Source organism: Zobellella denitrificans (assembly GCF_002407485.1).
GTDB lineage: Bacteria > Pseudomonadota > Gammaproteobacteria > Enterobacterales > Aeromonadaceae > Oceanimonas > Oceanimonas denitrificans.
This window is the reverse complement of sequence record NZ_CP012621.1, coordinates 3,223,191-3,242,703: the sequence shown is the minus strand read 5'-3', so window position 1 is coordinate 3,242,703 and position 19,513 is coordinate 3,223,191. Positions and strand designations below refer to the sequence as shown.

16 protein-coding genes and 2 pseudogenes are annotated in these 19,513 nt (G+C 64.7%); 14 read left to right on the top strand and 4 right to left on the bottom strand.

Features of this window, described 5'->3' with window-relative positions; all coding sequences use genetic code 11:
- Positions 1 to 48 precede the first annotated feature (48 nt).
- Complete coding sequence (locus tag AN401_RS15325; protein WP_096779833.1) at positions 49 to 1,614, bottom strand: GGDEF domain-containing protein; 1,566 nt, start codon at positions 1,612 to 1,614, stop codon at positions 49 to 51.
- Positions 1,615 to 1,637: 23 nt separating this feature from the next.
- On the bottom strand, positions 1,638 to 2,390 hold the full coding sequence (locus AN401_RS15320) for a transporter substrate-binding domain-containing protein (protein ID WP_094038246.1): 753 nt from the start codon (positions 2,388 to 2,390) through the stop codon (positions 1,638 to 1,640).
- 753 nt (positions 2,391 to 3,143) lie between these two features.
- On the opposite strand from AN401_RS15320, the gene AN401_RS15315 reads away from it, so the two are divergent.
- From AN401_RS15315 to zapE, 12 genes and pseudogenes are all read left to right on the top strand, one after another.
- Positions 3,144 to 4,310: a methyl-accepting chemotaxis protein gene (locus AN401_RS15315; RefSeq protein WP_096779832.1), complete on the top strand. Its 1,167-nt coding sequence runs from the start codon at positions 3,144 to 3,146 to the stop codon at positions 4,308 to 4,310.
- Between the two features lie 12 nt (positions 4,311 to 4,322).
- Complete coding sequence (locus tag AN401_RS15310; RefSeq protein ID WP_094038244.1) at positions 4,323 to 4,691, top strand: response regulator; 369 nt, start codon at positions 4,323 to 4,325, stop codon at positions 4,689 to 4,691.
- A gap of 12 nt (positions 4,692 to 4,703) precedes the next feature.
- Positions 4,704 to 5,030, top strand: a complete 327-nt coding sequence (locus AN401_RS15305) for an STAS domain-containing protein (RefSeq protein WP_094038243.1) — start codon at positions 4,704 to 4,706, stop codon at positions 5,028 to 5,030.
- Between the two features lie 30 nt (positions 5,031 to 5,060).
- Positions 5,061 to 7,205, top strand: coding sequence for a chemotaxis protein CheA (locus AN401_RS15300; RefSeq protein ID WP_096779831.1), 2,145 nt, complete (start codon positions 5,061 to 5,063; stop codon positions 7,203 to 7,205).
- Positions 7,206 to 7,253: 48 nt separating this feature from the next.
- Positions 7,254 to 7,787, top strand: a pseudogene (locus AN401_RS20410) (MCP four helix bundle domain-containing protein); the annotation flags it as partial.
- A 255-nt stretch (positions 7,788 to 8,042) separates the two neighbouring features.
- A pseudogene (locus AN401_RS20405) lies at positions 8,043 to 8,882 on the top strand (methyl-accepting chemotaxis protein); the annotation flags it as partial.
- 83 nt (positions 8,883 to 8,965) lie between these two features.
- Complete coding sequence (locus tag AN401_RS15290) at positions 8,966 to 9,502, top strand: chemotaxis protein CheW (protein ID WP_096779829.1); 537 nt, start codon at positions 8,966 to 8,968, stop codon at positions 9,500 to 9,502.
- Positions 9,503 to 9,576: 74 nt separating this feature from the next.
- Positions 9,577 to 11,253, top strand: a complete 1,677-nt coding sequence (locus tag AN401_RS20370; RefSeq protein WP_198401744.1) for a methyl-accepting chemotaxis protein — start codon at positions 9,577 to 9,579, stop codon at positions 11,251 to 11,253.
- 32 nt (positions 11,254 to 11,285) lie between these two features.
- Positions 11,286 to 12,092 carry a CheR family methyltransferase gene (locus AN401_RS15280; RefSeq protein WP_096779828.1) on the top strand — a complete coding sequence of 269 codons (807 nt, stop codon included), beginning with the start codon at positions 11,286 to 11,288 and terminating at the stop codon, positions 12,090 to 12,092.
- Positions 12,093 to 12,112: 20 nt separating this feature from the next.
- Entirely contained in the window at positions 12,113 to 12,583 is a 471-nt protein-coding gene (locus AN401_RS15275) for a chemotaxis protein CheD (RefSeq protein WP_198401743.1), read from the top strand.
- Position 12,584: 1 nt separating this feature from the next.
- The gene (locus AN401_RS15270) at positions 12,585 to 13,658 is read left to right on the top strand and encodes a protein-glutamate methylesterase/protein-glutamine glutaminase (protein WP_096779826.1); all 1,074 of its coding nucleotides are present in this window, start codon (positions 12,585 to 12,587) and stop codon (positions 13,656 to 13,658) included.
- 69 nt (positions 13,659 to 13,727) lie between these two features.
- A complete protein-coding gene (zapE, locus tag AN401_RS15265) occupies positions 13,728 to 14,825 on the top strand; it encodes a cell division protein ZapE (protein WP_096779825.1) in 1,098 nt (365 codons plus the stop codon).
- 215 nt (positions 14,826 to 15,040) lie between these two features.
- Here zapE and AN401_RS15260 read toward each other — a convergent pair whose 3' ends face one another.
- The gene (locus tag AN401_RS15260) at positions 15,041 to 15,649 is read right to left on the bottom strand and encodes a hypothetical protein (RefSeq protein WP_096779824.1); all 609 of its coding nucleotides are present in this window, start codon (positions 15,647 to 15,649) and stop codon (positions 15,041 to 15,043) included.
- A 128-nt stretch (positions 15,650 to 15,777) separates the two neighbouring features.
- Positions 15,778 to 16,602, bottom strand: a complete 825-nt coding sequence (locus AN401_RS15255; RefSeq protein WP_096779823.1) for a hypothetical protein — start codon at positions 16,600 to 16,602, stop codon at positions 15,778 to 15,780.
- Positions 16,603 to 17,318: 716 nt separating this feature from the next.
- On the opposite strand from AN401_RS15255, the gene AN401_RS15250 reads away from it, so the two are divergent.
- A complete protein-coding gene (locus tag AN401_RS15250; RefSeq protein ID WP_096779822.1) occupies positions 17,319 to 17,900 on the top strand; it encodes an anthranilate synthase component II in 582 nt (193 codons plus the stop codon).
- A gap of 389 nt (positions 17,901 to 18,289) precedes the next feature.
- The gene (locus tag AN401_RS15245) at positions 18,290 to 19,504 is read left to right on the top strand and encodes an aspartate aminotransferase family protein (protein WP_094041410.1); all 1,215 of its coding nucleotides are present in this window, start codon (positions 18,290 to 18,292) and stop codon (positions 19,502 to 19,504) included.
- The last annotated feature ends 9 nt before the right edge of the window (positions 19,505 to 19,513 follow it).

Genomic DNA, 19,513 nt, shown 5'->3' with positions numbered 1-19,513 from the left:
CAAGGGCCCTTTTTTGTTGCCGATCTTTCCGCCGTTGGCGCCTCATCCTCAGCCCAGGGCGGATCTCGGCTCTTCGAGGCGGGGGAGTTCCCGCTCGCCGATCACCACCCGGTTGCGGCCGCCCTGTTTGGCCTGGTACAGGGCCTTGTCGGCCAGCATCAGCAACTCGGTTTCCTGCCCGAGTTCGGCGGCGGGCAGCAGGGCGGCGCCGATGCTGACGGTAAAGCGCATGGGCGGACCCGGCTCGGCCTGGGGCAGGAGCAGCCTGGCCACCTCCTGCCGGATCTGCTCGCACAGCCGGATCAGTTGCTGCCGGTTGAGATCGGTGAGGATCAGCGCGAATTCCTCGCCGCCGTAGCGGGCGGCCAGTTCACCGCTGCGCTGGCCGTAGCCTTTCAGGATACGGGCCAGGGCCTTCAGGCATTCGTCGCCGTTCAGGTGGCCGAAGCCGTCGTTGAGCTGCTTGAAATGGTCGATGTCCAGCATCAGCAGGGCCAGGGTGCCGTGGTGCCGGCGGACCCGGTTCAGCGCCTCCCGCAGCGCCAGATCGAAATGGCGGCGGTTGGCCAGGCCGGTCAGGCCGTCCTTCTGGGACAGTTGGTGCAGTTCGTCGTTGGCCTGCCACAGCTTCCGGGTCATGGCCGAATAGTCTTCCACCGCCCGGCAGATGGTATCCAGCTCGCTGAACAGGACCGGAGGCAGCTGGACATGGTCGTTCTTGTCCTGCTCTATGGCGCGCAGGGCCTGCACCGAGGCCTGCAAGGGCCGGAGCACGAAATAATGCAGGGCGGCGAACAGCAGCAGGGTGAGCAGGGTGATGACCCCGATCAGCAGGTAGGTGTAGCGGGTTGCGGCCCCGGCATCCCGGGCGATGTTCTCGGCCAGTTGCTGGACCCGCAGGGCGGCGTCCGTGGTCAGGTAATTGGCTATCTGCTGCAACTGCTGCTGGCCCGCGTTCATCAGTTCGTCCGCCCGGGTGTTGAGGGCCGACACTTCCCGCAGGTGGCGGGCGAGCGCGTCGAGCCACTGCCGGTGCGGCTCGCTGTCGCCGGTTTCCGGCAGCGCCTGGAGCAGCGCTTCCAGCATTGGGGCCAGGCGTGGCCAGCGGATGTCGGTCAGGGGAGGCAGGGGCAGCAGGGGGGCGGCTCCGCCCTGTCCCAATGACCGGACGGGGGAATCCGCAGAGGCAAGCTCGGCCAGCAGCCGACCCACCCTGTCCATTTGTTCCCGCTGCTGGCTCCTTATCTCGATCAGCCGCTTGATGGTTTCCAGGGAGTCGGCGGTGGCGGTGGCCAGGGGGGAGCGGTCTTCCAGCATGAAACTCTGGATCAGCACCTGGGCCTGCAACCGGGCCCGTCGCTCCATGTCGGCGTTCTGGGCCCAGTAAACGGTATTGAGGTAGCTGCTGATCTTCTCGATTTTCAGGGCATGGCGCTGGTGGTTGAGGATCTCCGGCATATGCTGTTCGCGGGTCTGGCCCGAACTCTGGCCGATGCCGGCCAGCAGGGGGACCACCAGCCAGGTGATCCCGGCCATGAACAATAGCAGGGCGCAGACCACCAGGGAAAGGGTGGTGGACAGGCTGGGGTGGAATTCCCGGGATCTCGGTGTCACCGCTCGGCTGCCTCCTGTGCGCCTCAATATACGCTGAACGGAATATATTGACGGTTGATGTGATCGTAGCTGCCGTTCAGGCGGATGGTGGTGATGGCCTTGTTGATCCGCTCGAGCAGCGCCCGCCGGCCCTTGGCCACCGCGATGCGGGCTTCCGCCTGCAGTATCTCGTCGGCCAGGGGCTCGCCCACGTAGTCGAAGGGCGAGCCTGCCGGGCTCTGCAGAAAGCTCAGCAGGTTGATGCTGTCGGACAGCACCAGGTCCACCTTGCCCTCGGCCAGCCAGGCCAGGGCTTCTTCCTGGCTGCGGGCCAGCAGGATATGGCTCTGCCGGTAGCGCTGTTGCAGGAACTCGGCCTGGATGGTGTCGACCCCGGTGGCAAGGCGCAGGCCGGCCAGGGTTTGGGGGGATACGTCGGCATGGCGGTTGGCCTGGCCGGCGAACATCGAATGGGTGCGGTAGTAGTACTCGGAAAAGTCGGCCCGCTCGGCCCGCGCCGGGGTGCGGGCCATGCTGGCCACCACCAGGTCAAACCGGCCCTGCTCCAGGCCGTCGAGCAGCTTGTCCCATTCCTCGGCGACCAGTTCGCATTCGGCCGCCATGGCCCGGCACAGGGCCAGGGCGATGTCCACGTCGAAGCCGGTGAGCCGGCCCTGCTCGTCATGGTAGTTGAAGGGGGGATAGGCGCCTTCGGTGGCCACCACCAGGCGGTCGGCCAGAGCGGGGAACGCCGTGGCCAGCCACCACGCCAGCAGGGGTAAAGCGAATTTCCTCATAACGGGCATCCATGCAAGTCTGGGGAGAGGGAACATATTGCCATCAAATCACGGCCCCGAACACCACTAGCTGCATGGTCGCGGGCCCGGCGGTCCGCGTACGGTATCCGGTCGCTGTAGCATATCCGGCGCGGTTATTTAGGACTCAGGCGCAAAACTCCGTAATCCGGAGGTTATTTAAATCATCTTCAGCTAATACAGCCAGGGTTTTGATAAATACCTCTTATTGGGTAAGTGTGACATCGCTGTCTGATTTATATCCATTCGTCAGCGGGGGAATGGCCGTCACGTTTTTTGGCCGTCTTGCCATCCGGCTTATCGACATGGATGGAAATGTGCGGCGCCGGGAGAGTATGAAAGGAACATTCCGTAATACCCTGCATCCGCCTTGGTGCCATGCAAAAAAATATTAATTTTTCATGTGTAAGCTGACACTTATCTTTTTTTTATGCTAATTGTTAATACGCGTTGCGGATTGGCGTTACCGTTTGCCGAGCCCCGATCTTAATAATAAGAAAAATGGCAAGGATGATTTTTCAGGGAGCACCTAAAACCCACACTTATTCCTTTTATATTGACCAGGCACTATACCATTGCCAATTCCATGGCCATGGCAGGGGATTATTGTCCCGGATTTTGGATGCCCGGTTTAATTAACTGGCCACAATGTTTGTTTTTTACCGGCTGTTCAGGCCGGCGGGATCCTGCGCGCTTTTTTAGGCGACCGGGAGAAAGCATGTCCGGGAGGCATAGATGAATAACGCTGACATAGTGCAGGGGGAGCGGAAGGCGCCGGCGGTGCCACTTCTCGTCGCCCTGTCGCCCGTCCTGGTGGCGGTGACGGCCAGCTTGCCGTTGCTGTGGCTCACCGACTTTTCCACCCCCGCCCTGCTGGTGTCCGTGCTCCTGTGCCCGGCCTCTGCCGGCCTGGGGCACTACTGCAGACTCAGCCTGGCCAGGCTGGCCGACGCCCGGGCCGAGGCGGTGGCGCCGCCTTCCCCGGAGCCGGCCGACGGCCCGGCCCTGGCCCAGGCGGTGCTGCCCATACTGGGGCGCCATATTGAGACCGCCCGTGGCCAGACCGAAGAGGCCATCGCCGAACTGACCGGGCAATTTTCTGCCCTGGTGGCGCGGCTGAACGAGCTGGTGGGCGAGTCCGGGGCTTCCATCGCCCGGGGTGAGGAAGACATGAAGGCGGTGACCCGCGCCAGCGAGCAGGCCCTGGCGGAGATAGTGGCCTCCCTGCGCGGTGCCCAGCAGCGGCACAGGGCCATGCTCGACGAGGTGCGGGTGCTGACCGGCTATACCGAGGAGCTGCAGAAGATGGCGGCGGAGGTGGACGCCATCGCCGGCCAGACCAACCTGCTGGCGCTCAATGCCGCCATCGAAGCGGCCCGGGCCGGCGAGGCCGGCCGGGGCTTCGCGGTGGTGGCCGACGAGGTGCGCAGCCTGTCCATCCGTTCCAGCGCCACCAGCAAGAGCATGGCCGACAAGGTCAACGTCATCAACCAGGCCATCCTCGATACCTTCAGCGACAGCGAACAGGCCAGCGCCGAGGACGACAAGGAACTGGACCAGGCGGAGGCCGCCCTGCGCAAGCTGCTGAGCCAGTTCGACGGTACCGCCGAGAGCCTGACCCGGGCGGTGGACAGCACCCGCAGCGAAGGCGAAGGGGTGCGGGGCGAGATAGAGCAGATGCTGGTGTCGCTGCAGTTCCAGGACAGAACCAGCCAGATACTGCGCCAGGTGTGCGACAACCTGGAGGAATTCGGGCGGACCCTGGCGCAGGCGGGGGAGCCCATCGACGTGGATGCCTGGCTGGCGCGCATGAGCCGCAGCTACGCCATGCTGGAGCAGCACCTCATTCACCAGGGCCAGGCCGCCGAACGCCAGGGCCAGTCGGACATTACCTTCTTCTAGGGGAGAACACTCATGGCCAAAACCATCATGATCGTCGACGACTCCGCCTCCTTGCGACAGGTGGTCAGCATCGCCCTCAAGGGCGCCGGCTACGACACCATCGAGGCCTGCGACGGCCGGGATGCCCTGTCCAAGCTCAATGGCGGCAAGGTGCACCTCATCATCAGCGACGTCAACATGCCCAACATGGACGGCATCAGCTTCCTGAAGGAGGTCAAGCGCCACCCCGGCTACAAGTTCACCCCGGTGATCATGCTCACCACCGAGTCCCAGGCGGAAAAGAAGGCCGAGGGCCAGGCGGCGGGGGCCAAGGCCTGGGTGGTCAAGCCGTTCCAGCCCCAGCAGATGCTGGCGGCGGTATCCAAATTGATCATGCCCTAGGGAGAAACGCCGATGCAGATCGTTGCCGAAACCCGGGAGCAGGGGGTGCTGTTACGGCTGGAGGGGGAACTGACCATCTACACCGCCGCTGCCCTCAAGTCACAGCTGGCGCCCTATCTGGCCGGGCCACAACAGCTGGGCCTGGATCTGGCCGGGGTCAGCGAGCTGGACAGCGCCGGTTTGCAACTGCTGCTGCTGGCCAAGCGGGAGCTCGACCGCCAGGGCGGGGCCCTGTCCCTGCTCTGGCACAGCCAGGCGGTGCTGGAGGTGCTGGAGCTGTGCCGGCTGAACGCCCACTTCGGCGATCCCCAGTGGCTGCCGGGTGATCCGAGCGCCTGAGCCCCTTATGGCAAGGAGAAGGAATTACAGATGAGCATCAACCTTGATCAGGTACTGCACACCTTTATCGACGAGGCCAGGGAGCTGCTGCAAGAGATGGAGAGCGGCCTGCTGGGGCTGGAGCAGGAGGCCGGCGCCGAGGTGCTGGACGCCATCTTCCGCGCCGCCCACACCATCAAGGGCTCGGCCGGGCTGTTCGGCCTCGACCCCATCGTCGACTTCACCCACGTGGTGGAGGACGTGCTGGACCGGCTGCGGGAGGGCAAGCTGGCCGCCGACGCCGAGCTGGTGGCGCTGTTGCTGGCCGGGCGGGATCATATCGAGCAACTGGTGGACGGGGTGGCGCGGGGCGAACCGCCGGCCGCCGACACCCTGGAGCGGGGCCGGGCCCTGCTGGCTCGGTTGCAGGCCTTCCGCGGCGGCGTCCCGGCGCCGGTGGCGACGGACGGGCCGGTTTCCCGCCAGCCCCGGGAGGAAGAGAGCGAGGCGGCGGCGAGCCTTTGGCACCTGTCCCTGCGTTTCGGCCCCGAGGTGCTGCGCAACGGCATGGATCCCCTGTCTTTCCTGCGTTACCTGGGCACCATGGGCCGCATCCTCTCGCTGACCACCCTGACCGACACCATGCCGGCGGCGGCGGAGATGGATCCCGAATCCTGCTACCTGGGGTTCGAGCTCGACTTCCAGTCGGAGGCGGACAAGGCGGCCATCGCCGAGGTGTTCGACTTCGTCCGCGACGACTGCGAGCTGCAGATACTGCCGCACCACGGCAAGGTGTCCGAATATATCGCGCTGATCCGCTCGCTGCCGGAGGACGACGCCCGCTTGGGGGAAATACTGGTGGCGAGCGGGGCCCTGACCCGGCAGGAGCTGGAGCAGGCCGCCGCCGAGGCGGCGCCGGCCCCCCGGCTGGGGGAAGTGCTGGTGGGGCAGCAGGCGGTGGCGCCGGTGCTGGTGCAGACCGCCCTGGAGAAGCAGAGCCAGGGCCGGGAGCAGAAGAAAAAGGAAAGCCGCTATATCCGGGTCCAGGCCGACAAGCTGGACGAGCTGATCAACCTGGTGGGCGAGCTGGTGATCGCCGGCGCCGGGGTCAAGCTGCTGGCCCAGCGCGCCCAGGACACCGCCCTGCAGGAAGCGACCTCGCTGGTGTCCGAGCTGATGGAGGAGATCCGCGACGGGGCCCTGCGCCTGCGCATGGTGCCGATTGGCGATACCTTCAACCGTTTCCAGCGGGTGGTGCACGACGTCAGCCAGGAGCTGGGCAAGGACATCGCCCTGCACATCAGCGGCGCCGACACCGAGCTGGACAAGACGGTGATCGAAAAGATAGGTGATCCCCTGATGCACCTGCTGCGCAACGCCATGGACCACGGCATAGAAACGCCGGCGGCACGGCTGGCGGCGGGCAAGCCGGCCACCGGCAACCTCCGGCTCAACGCCTTCCATGATGCCGGCAGCATCGTCATCGAGATCGCCGACGACGGGGCCGGCCTCGACCGGGAGCGCATATTGCAGAAAGCCATGGAGCGGGAACTGGTCCCGCCGGGGACCAGCCTGAGCGAACAGGAAGTGTACCAGCTTATCTTCGAACCCGGCTTTTCCACCGCCGACACGGTCACCAACCTGTCGGGCCGGGGCGTGGGCATGGACGTGGTCCGCCGCAACATACTGGCGTTGCGGGGGCGCATCGATCTGGACAGCCGGCCGGGGCAGGGCACCCGGATCAGCATCCGTTTGCCGCTGACCCTGGCGATCATCGACGGCTTCCTGGTGGGGGTCGGTGGCGAGCGCTACGTGGTGCCGCTGGACACGGTGCAGGAGTGCATCGAACTGAGCGAGGCGGATCGCCGGCTGGCCCGGGAACACAGCTACCTCAATCTGCGCGGCGAGGTGCTGCCGCTGATCAAGCTCGGCGAGCACTTCGGCCTGGCGGCGGCGAAGGGCCGGCGCGAGAACGTGGTGGTGGTGCAGTGCGCCGGGCAGAAGGCGGGGCTGGTGGTGGACGAGCTGCTGGGGGAGCACCAGACGGTGATCAAGCCCCTGGGCAAGTTGTTCGGCGCCCTGCGGGGCATCGGCGGCTCGACCATACTGGGCGACGGCTCCGTGGCCCTGATCCTCGACGTGTCCAGCTTTGTGCAAGCCATGATTTCCCGGGAGGGGCGGGCCCTGTCCGCCTAGACGCCGGCGCGGAATAAATCCGTCAGTATCCATCTTAAGGAGAGCACCATGTTTAAAGGAATGAGAGTCGCCACCAAGCTGGCCCTGGGCTTCGGCCTGGTGATCGCCATGCTGCTGTTGGTGTCCCTGGTCGGCATCAGCCGGATGCAGCAGCTCAACCAGGCCCAGCAGATGATCGTCGAGGATCTCTGGCCCAAGACCAAGCGGGCCAACGACGTGATCGACAAGGCCAACGCCATCGCCATTGCCCTGCGCAATATGATGCTGACCCAGGACTCGCGGGATCGGCAACAGCAGCAGGCGCTGATCCAGGATCTCCGGCGGGAGATCGCCGCCGAACTCGAGTGGCTGCAGCAGCGTATCCACTCGGAGCAGGGAACGGCGCTGCTGCGCCAGATCAGCGAACAGCGGCAGCACTATATCGCCGGCCAGGATCGCCTGCTGGGCCTGATCGTCCAGGACAATCCGGACGCCGCCCAGCGCTACCTGCAGAACGAACTGCGCCCCGTGCTTCGCGCCTACCAGGAGAGCGTGGTGGCCCTGATCGAGTACCAGGGCGATCTGCTCGAGGCCTCCGGCCTCGAAGCCCACCAGACCTACGAGCAGGCCCGGCTGCTGATGCTGCTGTCCGCGGGCGTGGCCCTGCTGGCCGCGCTGCTGGCCGGCGGGCTGATCACCCGTAACCTGCTGCGCCAGCTGGGCGGCGAGCCGGATTATGCCGCCGCCGTCGCCGGCCGGATCGCCCAGGGGGATCTGTCGGTGGATATCGTCCTGCGCCGGGGCGACAGCACCAGCCTGCTGGCCGCCATGAAGGACATGGTGGATAAACTGTCCCAGATCATCGGCGAGGTGCGCACCGCCGCCGACAACCTGGCCAGCGCCTCCGAGGAGGTGAGCGCCACCGCCCAGTCCATGAGCCAGGGGGCCAGCGAGCAGGCGGCGGGAGTGGAGCAGACCAGCGCCTCCGTCGAGCAGATGAGCGCCAGCATCAACCAGAACACCGACAACGCCCGGGTCACCGACGGCATGGCCAGCAAGGCGGCGCGGGAAGCGGCCGAGGGCGGCGAGGCGGTGCAGCAGACGGTGGCGGCGATGAAGCAGATAGCCCAGCGCATCGGCATCATCGACGACATCGCCTACCAGACCAACCTGCTGGCGCTGAACGCGGCCATCGAGGCGGCGCGGGCCGGGGAGCACGGCAAGGGCTTCGCGGTGGTGGCGACCGAGGTGCGCAAGCTGGCGGAACGCAGCCAGGTGGCGGCCCAGGAGATCGGCGAGCTGTCCGACAGCAGCGTGGCCCTGGCGGAGAAGGCGGGGCGGCTGCTGGAGGAGATGGTGCCGGCCATCGACAAGACCTCGGATCTGGTGCAGGAGATCAGCGCGGCCTCGAGCGAGCAGGCCACGGGGGCGGCGCAGATCAACACCGCCATGAGCCAGCTGAGCCAGGTGACCCAGCAGAGCGCCTCCAGCAGCGAAGAGCTGGCGGCGACGGCGGAGGAGATGAGCAGCCAGGCGGAGCAGCTGCAGCAGGCGATGAGCTTCTTCACCTTGGTCGCCGGGGCCGCCGTCAAACGGGAGAGCCGGGCGGCGGCCGGCAAGGGGAAAGCGGCCAGGCCGCCCCAGCCGGAGCCGGATCTGGGCGAGGGCGAACTGGAGCCCGGCTTCACCCGCTTCTAGGCACGGGCCGGGCGCCCCGGCGCCCGGCATCGGGGAATACAGTGGCAGGGCCCGGGGCGGGCCCTGGTGCAGGAGGAAAAGCAATGAATGCATTAGTGGCGACAGAGCCCAAGGTCGACGGCGAGGCCCAGTACCTGACCTTCGTGTTGGGAGGCGAGATGTTCGCCATGGACATCCTCGGCATCAAGGAGATCATCGAGTATGGCAACCTGACCACGGTGCCCATGATGCCCGCCTTCGTGCGCGGCGTCATCAACCTGAGGGGGGCCGTGGTGCCGGTGGTGGATCTGGCGGTGCGCTTCGGCCGGCCGTCCACCCCGGTCAACAAGCGCAGCTGCATCGTCATTCTCGAAGTCCATGGCGAGGAGGGCGTGCAGGACATCGGCGTGCTGGTGGACGCGGTGTCGGCGGTGCTCAGCATAGCGGCGGCCGACATCGAGCCGGCCCCGAGCTTCGGGGGCGGCATCCGGGCGGATTTTATCGGCGGCATGGCCAAGGTGGACGGCCGCTTCGTGATAGTGCTCAGCGTTGAGCGGGTGCTGTCGGTGGAGGAGATGGCGCAGCTGTCCCAGGCCGGCGACGGCCGGGCCCCGGTCAGGGAGGGAGAATTCGCCCAGTAATCATCACCCCACATGGCTCGGCACTGCCAACACCCCAACCAATAACAATAACGGCGGGAACACAAGGAAACCCTATGTTTCAATTACGGATAAAAACCCTGTTCATGGGCCTGACCCTCGCCTCGCTCGGCATGCTGCTGCTGACCCTGGCGGCGGTCAACCGCTATCAGGCGGCGGTGGAACAGGTGGCCGAGGCCAAGGATCGGCAATACCAGTCCTACCTGCTGGCCGATGAGCTGCGGCAAAGTTCGGACGATCTGACCCGCCTGGCCCGGACCTATGTGGTCACCGGCGACAGCCGCTTCGAACAGCAGTACTGGCAGGTGGTGGCCATCCGCAACGGCGAACAACCCAGGCCGGAGGCCTACCACCGGATTTACTGGGACTTTGTGGCGGCGGGAGACGCCAAGCCCCGGCCGGACACCCCGGCGGTGCCGCTCGCCGAGCTGATGCGCCGGGCCGGCTTCACCGAGCAGGAATTCGACCTGCTGGCCGACGCCAACGCCAAGTCCGCCGCCCTGGTGGAGACGGAGGCGGTGGCCATGCAGGCGGTGAAGGATTATGCCGGCGGCGCCCTCGGGGCGGTGAGCCCCGAGCAGGCCCGGCGGATGCTGCACGATGCGGCCTACCACCGGGAAAAGGCCAATATCCAGCGCTCCATCGACGACTTCTTCGTGCTGATGGAAAACCGCACCGCCACCCTGGTGGCGACGGCCCTGGCCGACAAGGACAAGGCCTTTTCCTGGGTGCTGGGCAGCATGGCCGGTACCTTGCTGGTGCTGGGGCTGGTGCTCTGGTTCGTGTACCGCCGCCTGGCCGGCTCCCTGGCGGTGGCGGTGCAGGCGGCCGAGCGGCTGGCGGAGGGGGATCTGAGCCAGCCCATCCGGATCCGCTCCCGGGACGAGGTGGGCCTGCTGCTGGCGGCCATGGGCCGGATGCAGGACCGGCTGACCCGGATCATCGGCGAGGTGCGCGGCGCCGCCGACAACCTGGCCAGCGCCGCCGAGGAGGTGAGCGCCACCGCCCAGTCCATGAGCCAGGCGGCCAGCGAACAGGCGGCGGGGGTGGAAGAGACCGGCGCCTCCATCGAGCAGATGAGTGCCAGCATCAACCAGAACACCGACAACGCCCGGGTGACCGACGGCATGGCCAGCAAGGCGGCGCGGGAAGCGGCCGAGGGCGGCGAGGCGGTGCAGCAGACGGTGGCGGCGATGCAGCAGATAGCCCAGCGCATCGGCATTATCGACGACATCGCCTACCAGACCAACCTGCTGGCGCTGAACGCGGCCATCGAGGCGGCGCGGGCCGGGGAGCACGGCAAGGGCTTCGCGGTGGTGGCGACCGAGGTGCGCAAGCTGGCGGAGCGCAGCCAGGTGGCGGCCCGGGAGATCGGTGAGCTGTCCGACGGCAGCGTGGCCCTGGCGGAGAAGGCGGGGCGGCTGCTGGAGGAGATGGTGCCGGCCATCGGCAAGACCTCGGATCTGGTGCAGGAGATCAGCGCGGCCTCGAGCGAGCAGGCCTCGGGGGCGGCGCAGATCAACACCGCCATGGGCCAGTTGAGCCAGGTGACCCAGCAGAATGCGGCCAGCAGCGAGGAGCTGGCGGCGACGGCGGAGGAGATGAGCAGCCAGGCGGAGCAGCTGCAGCAGGCGATGGGCTTCTTCACCCTGGCCGCCGCCACCGGTACGCCGGTCGCGGCCGGGCGAAGGGCGGGCGCCTTCGATGACAGGGCGGAGCCCGGTTTCGTTTGAACCCGGATTTCCGGGCCGAGGGAGCTTGACCCATGCAGATACCGTCGTTGCAGGATGAGGAGTTCCAGCTGTTCCGGCGCTGGCTGTACCGCAGCGCCGGGATCAACCTGTCCCCGGGCAAGAAGGCGCTGGTGGCGGGGCGGCTGGGCAAGCGGCTGCGCCACCACGGCCTGGGCAGCTACGGCGACTACTTCCGCCTGATCATGGCGGAGCGGGGCGGGGGCGAGCTGCAGACGGCGCTGGATCTGCTGACCACCAACGAAACCTATTTCTTCCGGGAGCCCCGGCACTTCGACTTTCTGCGGCAGCAGGTGCTGCCCGCGCTCGGCAGGGGCCGCCCGGTCCGGCTGTGGAGCGCGGCCTGCTCGTCCGGGGAAGAGCCCTACAGCCTGGCCATGACCCTGGCCGAGGCGCTGGGGGCCGGGCCCTGGGAGCTCGTCGCCTCCGACATCAGCAGCCGGGTGCTGGCGCAGGCCGGACGCGGCCAGTATCCCCTGAGCCGGGCGGAACACATCGACACCCGCCTGCTGCACAAATACTGCCTGAAAGGGGTGGGGGAGCAGGAGGGCAGCTTCCTGGTCGAGCGGCGGCTGCGGCAGCGGATCCGCTTTATGCAGATCAACCTCAACCAGCGCCTGCCCGAGATCGGCGATTTCGATGTTATCTTCCTGCGCAACGTGATGATCTACTTCGATCTCGACACCAAGCGCCAGGTGGTGGAGCGGATCCTGCCCCGGCTGAAACCGGGCGGGTATTTTATCGTCAGCCATTCGGAGAGCCTGAACGGGGTGTCCGAGGCGCTCCGGCTGGTGCAGCCGTCCATCTACCGCAAGCCATGACAGCGGGCGAGGTCGAGGAGGTGTTACTGCAGCCCGGCCAGTTCCATTTCGGCGGCCCGGCCACCCGCATCCGCACCCTGCTCGGCTCCTGCGTCGCCATGGTGTTGTGGCACCCCCGCCGGCGGATTGGGGGCATGTGCCACTACCTGCTGCCGGCGGGGGGCCGGGGCGGGAGCCGGCTCGATGGCCGTTACGGCGAGGACGCCATGGCCCTGTTCCGGGCGGCGGCCCGGCAGCACGGCACCGGGCTGGAGGAGTATCAGTGCAAGCTGTTCGGTGGAGGCAACATGTTCGGCGCGCCGGTACCCGCCCGCCTCGACGTGGCCCGGCAGAACGTGGCGGCGGCCCTCCGGCTGGTACGCGAGCACCGCCTGCGGCTGGTGGCCCAGAGCCTGGGCCAGAGCGGCCACCGCAGGGTGGTGTTCGAGGTGTGGAGCGGGGCGGTCTGGGTGAGCCACAGTCCCCTGAAGGGAGCGGAGGAACAAGGATAAGATGCAAAAAATCAAGGTATTGCTGGTAGACGACTCGGCGGTGATGCGCCAGGTGCTGGTGGCGCTGCTGGAGCGGGAGCCGGACATGCAGGTGCTGGGCACGGCCTCGGATCCGCTCTTCGCCCTGGACAAGATGGCGCGGGACTGGCCCGACGTGATAGTGCTGGATGTGGAGATGCCGCGCATGGACGGCATCACCTTCCTGAAGAAGATCATGGCCGAGCGGCCCACCCCGGTGGTGATCTGCTCGTCCCTGACCGAGCAGGGGGCCGAAACCACGCTGCAGGCCCTGGCGGCCGGCGCCGTGGAGATCATCACCAAGCCCAGGGTGGGGCTGAAGCAGTTTCTGCAGGACTCGTCCGCCGCCCTGGTCGGGGCGGTGCGCGCCGCGGCCCAGGCCAGGGTCGGCCGGCTGACGGCGCGCGCCCCCTTGCCGGTGCCGCCCAGGCTGGGGGCGGATGCCATGGCGGAGCCGCCGGGCAGCCAGGCCATGGTGCAGACCACGGAGCGCATCGTGGCCATCGGCACCTCCACCGGCGGCACCCAGGCTCTGGAGCGGGTGCTGACGGCGCTGCCCCGGGTGTGCCCGGGGCTGGTGATAGTGCAGCACATGCCGGAGAAGTTCACCGCCTCGTTCGCCGCCCGTCTGAACCAGCTGTGCCGGCTGGAGGTGCGGGAAGCCCGCCACCAGGACCGGGTGCTGCCGGGGCTGGCGCTGATCGCCCCCGGCGGCCGGCACATGCAGCTCAGGCGCAGCGGCGCCTACTACCAGGTGGAGGTGCTGGACGGACCGCCGGTGAACCGGCACAAGCCCTCGGTGGACGTGCTGTTCCGCTCGGTGGCCAAGTTTGCCGGTAAAAACGCCACCGGCATCATCATGACCGGCATGGGCGACGATGGCGCCCGGGGACTGAAGGAGATGGCCCAGGCCGGGGCCGAGACCCTGGCCCAGGACGAGGCCTCCTGCGTGGTGTTCGGCATGCCCAGGGAGGCCATCGCCCTGGGGGCGGTGGAGCGGGTGGTGTCGCTCGAGCGGATACCGGCGGAGATCATGCGCCACGCGGCCCGGCGCTAGGGGCCGGCCTTGTCCGGCGGCGGGCGCTGTGGCTTAATGCCCTTCCGTTTCGCAGATCCCGGCCCCGTTATGACCCTTTCCCCCTACGCCGCCTACCTCGCCGCCCTGGACGCGGGCTTTAAGGACGATGCCGCCCAGCGCCGGGCCGCCGAATGGCTGGAGCAGTGCCAGCGCCGGCTGCATGCCGGCGAGCGGGATATCGGCGGCGTTTACCTGTGGGGGCCGGTGGGGCGGGGCAAGACCTGGCTGATGGACCTGTTCCATCGCGGCCTGTCGGTGCCGGCCCGGCGCCTGCACTTTCATCACTTTATGCGCTGGGTGCACCGGCGGCTGTTCCAGCTGACCGGCACCGAGGATCCGCTGGCGCAACTGGCGGCGGAGCTGGCCGCCGAGGTGAGGGTGCTGTGCCTGGACGAGCTGTTCGTGAGCGACATCGGCGACGCCATGCTGCTCGGCCGCCTGCTGCAACAGCTGTTCGCCGAAGGGCTGGTGCTGGTGACCACCTCCAACCAGCCGCCCGAAGGGCTCTACGCCGAGGGCTTCAACCGGGATCGCTTCCTGCCGGCGGTGGCGGCCATGGCAGAGCGGATGCGGGTGGTGGCGGTGGACGGCGGCGAGGATCACCGGCTGCACCCGGGGGCGCCCAGGCAACGCTACTGGGTGAACGACCCCCAGGCCCTGGCGACCCTGTTCGCCGAGCTGGCGCCGGCGGGCGGCGGCCGCGACTCCTTGCCGCTGGGCCACCGGCAGATAGCGGTGCAGGGGCGGAGCGAGGCCGTGCTCTGGTGCCGCTATGCGGACCTGTGCGAACAGCCGCTGGCGGCGCCGGACTTTATCGAGCTGTGCGACCGCTTCCGCCATATCCTGCTGGGCGGGGTGCCCCGCCTGAGCGGCGGCCGGCGGCAAGGCGCCATTGCCCGCGGCACCGAGGACGGCGCGACCCAGGTCGCCGCCGGCGAGCGCCAACTGCCGCCCCTGTCCCGCCAGGACGACGGCGCGCGCCGCTTTATCGCCCTGGTGGACGAATGCTACGACAGGGGCATACCACTCTGGCTGGAGGCCGAAGTGCCGCCGGAGGAGCTTTACCAGGGCGGCGCCCTGGCCTTTCCTTTCCGCCGCACCCTGAGCCGGCTGCGGGAAATGCAGCTGGCCCGGTTCGGCGGCTAAGGCCGGCCGTGGCGGGTGGTGGCATCACAGTCAAAGGCGGGGCAGCTTAAAGACACCGAGAAGACAGACAGCGGAACAACGCCTGCCTGAAAGCCCGGGGCTTATATGCATTGCGTGATGGAGGGAGCAGCCTTCACCATGCCAAGTGAAACGCCCTGTGCGGGCTGCATGCTGGGAGTGGTGTGGCTGAGGGTTAGAAAGCCTCGGCTACTCGATTAGGTGCGTCGATTAAGCTTCCTTGCCTTCCTCAACTCGCTCACCATAAATTCTCTGCCTTCTTCTGATTGCAACCACGCTGCCAGCGCTTGGCGAGTTTCAAATTGTCTTTTCCCAATGTTGTACGAAAAATCGACCTCCTCCTTCAACCGCTGATGTTGATTATCCAACATCGCAACTAATTGCCGACGGCTTTTTTCATCGTTAAGTTTATAGGTCGCCAGTAAATGATGAACCAAGTCGTTTCGCTCCTTGACGAGGCCAGCAAGAACAGATTTTCTCTTTTCCAGAAAATCATCTTCGCATTGCGTAGTGATCCTCATGGATAGGTGTGGCTCTTTTCTCATTGGCGATGGCTCTGGCCCATGCTCGTCGACAGAATTGAAGCTCTCGACATGCTCGCCAACTATCTGGCCGAGTGTCTTTTTCATTGCCCAAGCTGTCCGGAGATCTATATTTTCTTCCAAGTTAGTGGCATACCCTGAAATCTCCGACATAGCGACCATCATCTTCAGTGTGTACTCTAACTTTTGAAACAGAAGCAGGTTTCTACCGATTTTTTGGTGCACTAGTTCAATTGTAATTGACGCGTCATCGTCCCCTTCCATATAACTTTTCCCCCTCGATTGATGCGTGTGTCTGGATGTGCGGCAGAGCACCTAACGCTTAGGTTAAGACGCGGACCAGCCGAAGGCGGGGTTGTCGATTTGAACCGCCTTTTGGGTTTTTTTGAGTCTCAGTTGCTGTCTCTGTCCAGCGATACCTGCAGAATAATACGTTGATACAAGTCTGATTCACGGATCGGACCTTTATAGCCAAGACTCCGTGCAACGGCCTCGCGTTCCCGCTGCTCAAATAGCTCTAGCCGCGGATCGAATGTGATCTCATCAAATAGCTCGTTTGGATCGATCGGTACGCGAAACAGATTGTCAGCACATGACTCGTTGCAAAAATAAAGCAACCGCACTTCTGCCTCATGCTGAAATGCCTGCCGCTTCAGAAAAAGGAGGTCTGCGCGGACATCCGGCTCGCGAAAAGCGTCTATTCCATGAGAGCGGATAGTATTAGCGATACCCTGAAGTATCTCATTGTGAGGTATGTATCGAACTGTTCCGATGTAACACTTTCCGTGCGGCGAGCCTTTTGCTTTTTCCATCAACGCACGAATTAGCTTTCGTGTTGTGGTGCGAACTTGGACACCTTCATACCGAGGGCTCGTATTCCGCCGAAAATGTGTGTCCTTATCCACGCGCGAGTAGGCTCGCAGAAGAGTATCGCTTTCGGCGGTAGCAGACCAGCACTGGGCAAATACAGGTGGCAGATCTTGGTTTATGACCACTTGCTTGTCAGCCCATCCATTAACTGCAATCGCATCTCCAACAACCTCAAGGGGATCCTCCCACGTATGGGGGCGAATCAAGGTAATGTGCTTTATGCGGAGACATTCTTCAAAGAACCACAACGGAAAGATGCGATAGATAGGTGCATCGAGATCTGCAATGTCCTTCACAGAAGCGTACATTCGCTGTTGCTCGACGTTGCCAATAACGTTTTCTGCCATCGTGATCTCCTTTTGATCTAACAATTTTATATTGACCTAACTTGATAACCTGCATTTATTTAGATTAAGAAATTGACGGTAATATTTTGATTTTATTGGATTTTTATAAAAATTTCGATCTTCTTTAAAGAATGAAACAAGCCTTCTCGATAACTGCTTGTTTTAGGTGTAAGTGTTTTCGAAAGCTGAACTCTCAAAAGCTCAGATTGCGGCGGTACGGCCAGGCTACCGCCCTGATGTTTCAGGCCATCATCCCTGCCACCACGGTTTCCATACAGAAATTATTCTGGACACTGGATGAGAATGGGGCAATTGCAAGCAGGCAGAAAGGCTGTGCAAAACGATTGGTTGGTTGTTTTTTGAACAGCATGGTGCCGGCAGGCGCCCGTTGGTGCGGCGTAAATCGGCAAAGGGTGGGGGTTTTCCCCGCCAGCTAAAGCGGCGGCTACAACGGCGGTGCAGCCCTACAACGGCGGTTACCGCAGCACCACGGCGGTGCGGGGATGGCGCCGTCCCGGTTTCAAACTGTATGGTGCTTCAGGAGCATTTGGTTAAAGCAGCAGCGGGTGAGGTTGGACACCGGGTGGATAGATGCGAGAATACGGCTTTCTCGTGCATGCCGTTGCGGTCCCGGGTTTTGGTGTCAACTGGAATTGCGGCCGGTAAAGCGATGAATGGCTGTTTTTATTCTCTTAAATCAAATAGATAAGCTAAATATGCTGTTGATGATCGACAACTACGACTCCTTTACCTGGAACCTGGTGCAGTACTTCGGTGAGCTGGGGCAGGAGGTGGTGGTGCGCCGCAACGACGAGATCGCCCTGGACGAGATCGCCGCGCTGGCGCCGCGGGGGCTGGTGATCTCGCCCGGGCCCTGCACGCCCAACGAGGCGGGGGTGTCGCTGGCGGCCATCACCCGGTTTGCCGGCGTCATCCCCATCCTGGGCGTCTGCCTGGGGCACCAGGCCATCGCCCAGGCCTTCGGCGGGCGGGTGGTGCGCGCCCGCCGGGTGATGCACGGCAAGACTTCCCCCATCCGCCATACCGGCCGGGGCCTGTTCAAGGGGCTGCCGGATCCGCTCACCGTCACCCGTTACCATTCCCTGGTGGTGGAGCCCGAGAGCCTGCCCGATGGCTTTGAACTCACCGCCTGGACCGAAACCGGCGAGGGGCGGGTGGACGAGATCATGGCCATGCAGCATCGCCGCCTGCCGCTTTACAGCGTGCAGTTCCATCCCGAGAGCATCCTCACCCAGGGCGGCCACCTCCTGCTGCAGAACTTCCTCGAACTTATCTGAGTCCTTCCCTGGCGCCGTCCGCGGCCCATTAGAAATCCTGTTGCCGGCCCCGACTATTAGTTTTCCTTATCGGGGCTATCAGTGTTTTTCGTTCGTCAGCCACGCCCGGAGCGGGAATAATGCGGTTTCCGCCTGTCGGGCCGGCCGCGTCAAAAATTTTTTTGGTTGCCCTTTTATGCAGCCGGGGCGCTGGGCCGGGGCCCGGACCGGCGGTTTTGATGCGAGCTTATGCAATATAAATGACTATATTTTTTCTTTTATCCGAATAAATGACTAATATTTTCGGTGGTTGTAGAGACAAGTCACCATTGTTTTGCAATAATGCTCGCGTGTTTACATGGATTTAACTTTTATCGCAGAGCAAGCTGCGGTATCTGGAGGAGATAAGCATGTCTGATATGGCAGTCACCCGCGAATTGTTCGACCAGGTTATGGTACCCAACTACGCCCCCGCCCAGGTGATCCCGGTGCGCGGCCAGGGTGCCCGGCTGTGGGACCAGCAGGGTCGGGAATACATCGACTTCGCCGGCGGTATTGCGGTCAACTGTCTCGGCCACTGCCACCCGGCGCTGGTGTCCGCGCTCAAGGAACAGGGCGAGAAGCTCTGGCACCTGAGCAACGTGTTGACCAACGAGCCGGCGCTGCGCCTGGCCAAGAAACTGGTGGACGCCACCTTCGCCGAGAAGGTGTACTTCTGCAACTCCGGCGCCGAGGCCAACGAGGCGGCCCTCAAGCTGGCCCGTCGTTACGCCATCGACAACTTCGGCCCGGAAAAGACCCAGATCATCGCCTTTACCCAGGGCTTCCACGGTCGTACCTTCTTCACCGTGTCGGTGGGTGGCCAGGCCGTCTATTCCGACGGTTTCGGTCCCAAGCCGGCCGACATCGACCACGTGCCCTACAACGATCTGGCCGCGCTCAAGGCGCTGATCTCCGATCGCACCTGTGCCGTGGTGATGGAGCCGCTGCAGGGCGAGGGCGGCATCATCAGCCCGGAGCCGGCCTTCGTGCAGGCGGTGCGCGAGCTGTGCGACCAGCACAACGCCCTGCTGGTGTTCGACGAGGTACAAACCGGCGTGGGCCGTACCGGCGCCCTCTATGCCTACATGGATCTGGGCGTGACCCCCGATATCCTCACCAGCGCCAAGGCCCTGGGCGGCGGTTTCCCCATCGGCGCCATGCTCACCACCACCAAGATCGCCGCGGCCTTCAAGGTGGGCACCCACGGCTCCACCTACGGCGGCAACCCCCTGGCCTGTGCGGTGGCCGAGGCGGCCTTCGACACCGTCAACACCGAATCGGTGCTGAAGGGCGTGAAGGAGCGCGAAGCCTGGTACCGGGAAGGGCTGGACGCCATCAACGCCAAGTACGGCTGCTTCAAGGAAGTGCGCGGCAAGGGCCTGCTGCTCGGCTGCGTGATGAACGAGCAGTTCCAGGGCCGGGCCCGCGACTTCCTGCTGGCGGCCATGGAAGAGCAGCTGATGGTGCTGATCGCCGGTGCCAACGTGGTGCGTTTCGCCCCTTCCCTGGTGATCACCAAGGAAGAAGTGGCCGAAGGCCTGGCCCGCTTCGAGCGTGCCGTGGCCAAGGTTGTGAACGGCTAAGTCATCCCG

Excerpts from the sequence above, each read along its gene's own strand:
- AN401_RS15320 (WP_094038246.1), bottom strand. The coding sequence starts at position 2,390 with ATGAGGAAATTCGCTTTACCCCTGCTGGCGTGGTGGCTGGCCACGGCG.
- AN401_RS15315 (WP_096779832.1), top strand. The coding sequence starts at position 3,144 with ATGAATAACGCTGACATAGTGCAGGGGGAGCGGAAGGCGCCGGCGGTG.
- AN401_RS15310 (WP_094038244.1), top strand. The coding sequence starts at position 4,323 with ATGGCCAAAACCATCATGATCGTCGACGACTCCGCCTCCTTGCGACAG.
- AN401_RS15305 (WP_094038243.1), top strand. The coding sequence starts at position 4,704 with ATGCAGATCGTTGCCGAAACCCGGGAGCAGGGGGTGCTGTTACGGCTG.
- AN401_RS15300 (WP_096779831.1), top strand. The coding sequence starts at position 5,061 with ATGAGCATCAACCTTGATCAGGTACTGCACACCTTTATCGACGAGGCC.
- AN401_RS15290 (WP_096779829.1), top strand. The coding sequence starts at position 8,966 with ATGAATGCATTAGTGGCGACAGAGCCCAAGGTCGACGGCGAGGCCCAG.
- AN401_RS20370 (WP_198401744.1), top strand. The coding sequence starts at position 9,577 with ATGTTTCAATTACGGATAAAAACCCTGTTCATGGGCCTGACCCTCGCC.
- AN401_RS15280 (WP_096779828.1), top strand. The coding sequence starts at position 11,286 with ATGCAGATACCGTCGTTGCAGGATGAGGAGTTCCAGCTGTTCCGGCGC.
- AN401_RS15270 (WP_096779826.1), top strand. The coding sequence starts at position 12,585 with ATGCAAAAAATCAAGGTATTGCTGGTAGACGACTCGGCGGTGATGCGC.
- zapE (WP_096779825.1), top strand. The coding sequence starts at position 13,728 with ATGACCCTTTCCCCCTACGCCGCCTACCTCGCCGCCCTGGACGCGGGC.
- AN401_RS15260 (WP_096779824.1), bottom strand. The coding sequence starts at position 15,649 with ATGGAAGGGGACGATGACGCGTCAATTACAATTGAACTAGTGCACCAA.
- AN401_RS15255 (WP_096779823.1), bottom strand. The coding sequence starts at position 16,602 with ATGGCAGAAAACGTTATTGGCAACGTCGAGCAACAGCGAATGTACGCT.
- AN401_RS15250 (WP_096779822.1), top strand. The coding sequence starts at position 17,319 with ATGCTGTTGATGATCGACAACTACGACTCCTTTACCTGGAACCTGGTG.
- AN401_RS15245 (WP_094041410.1), top strand. The coding sequence starts at position 18,290 with ATGTCTGATATGGCAGTCACCCGCGAATTGTTCGACCAGGTTATGGTA.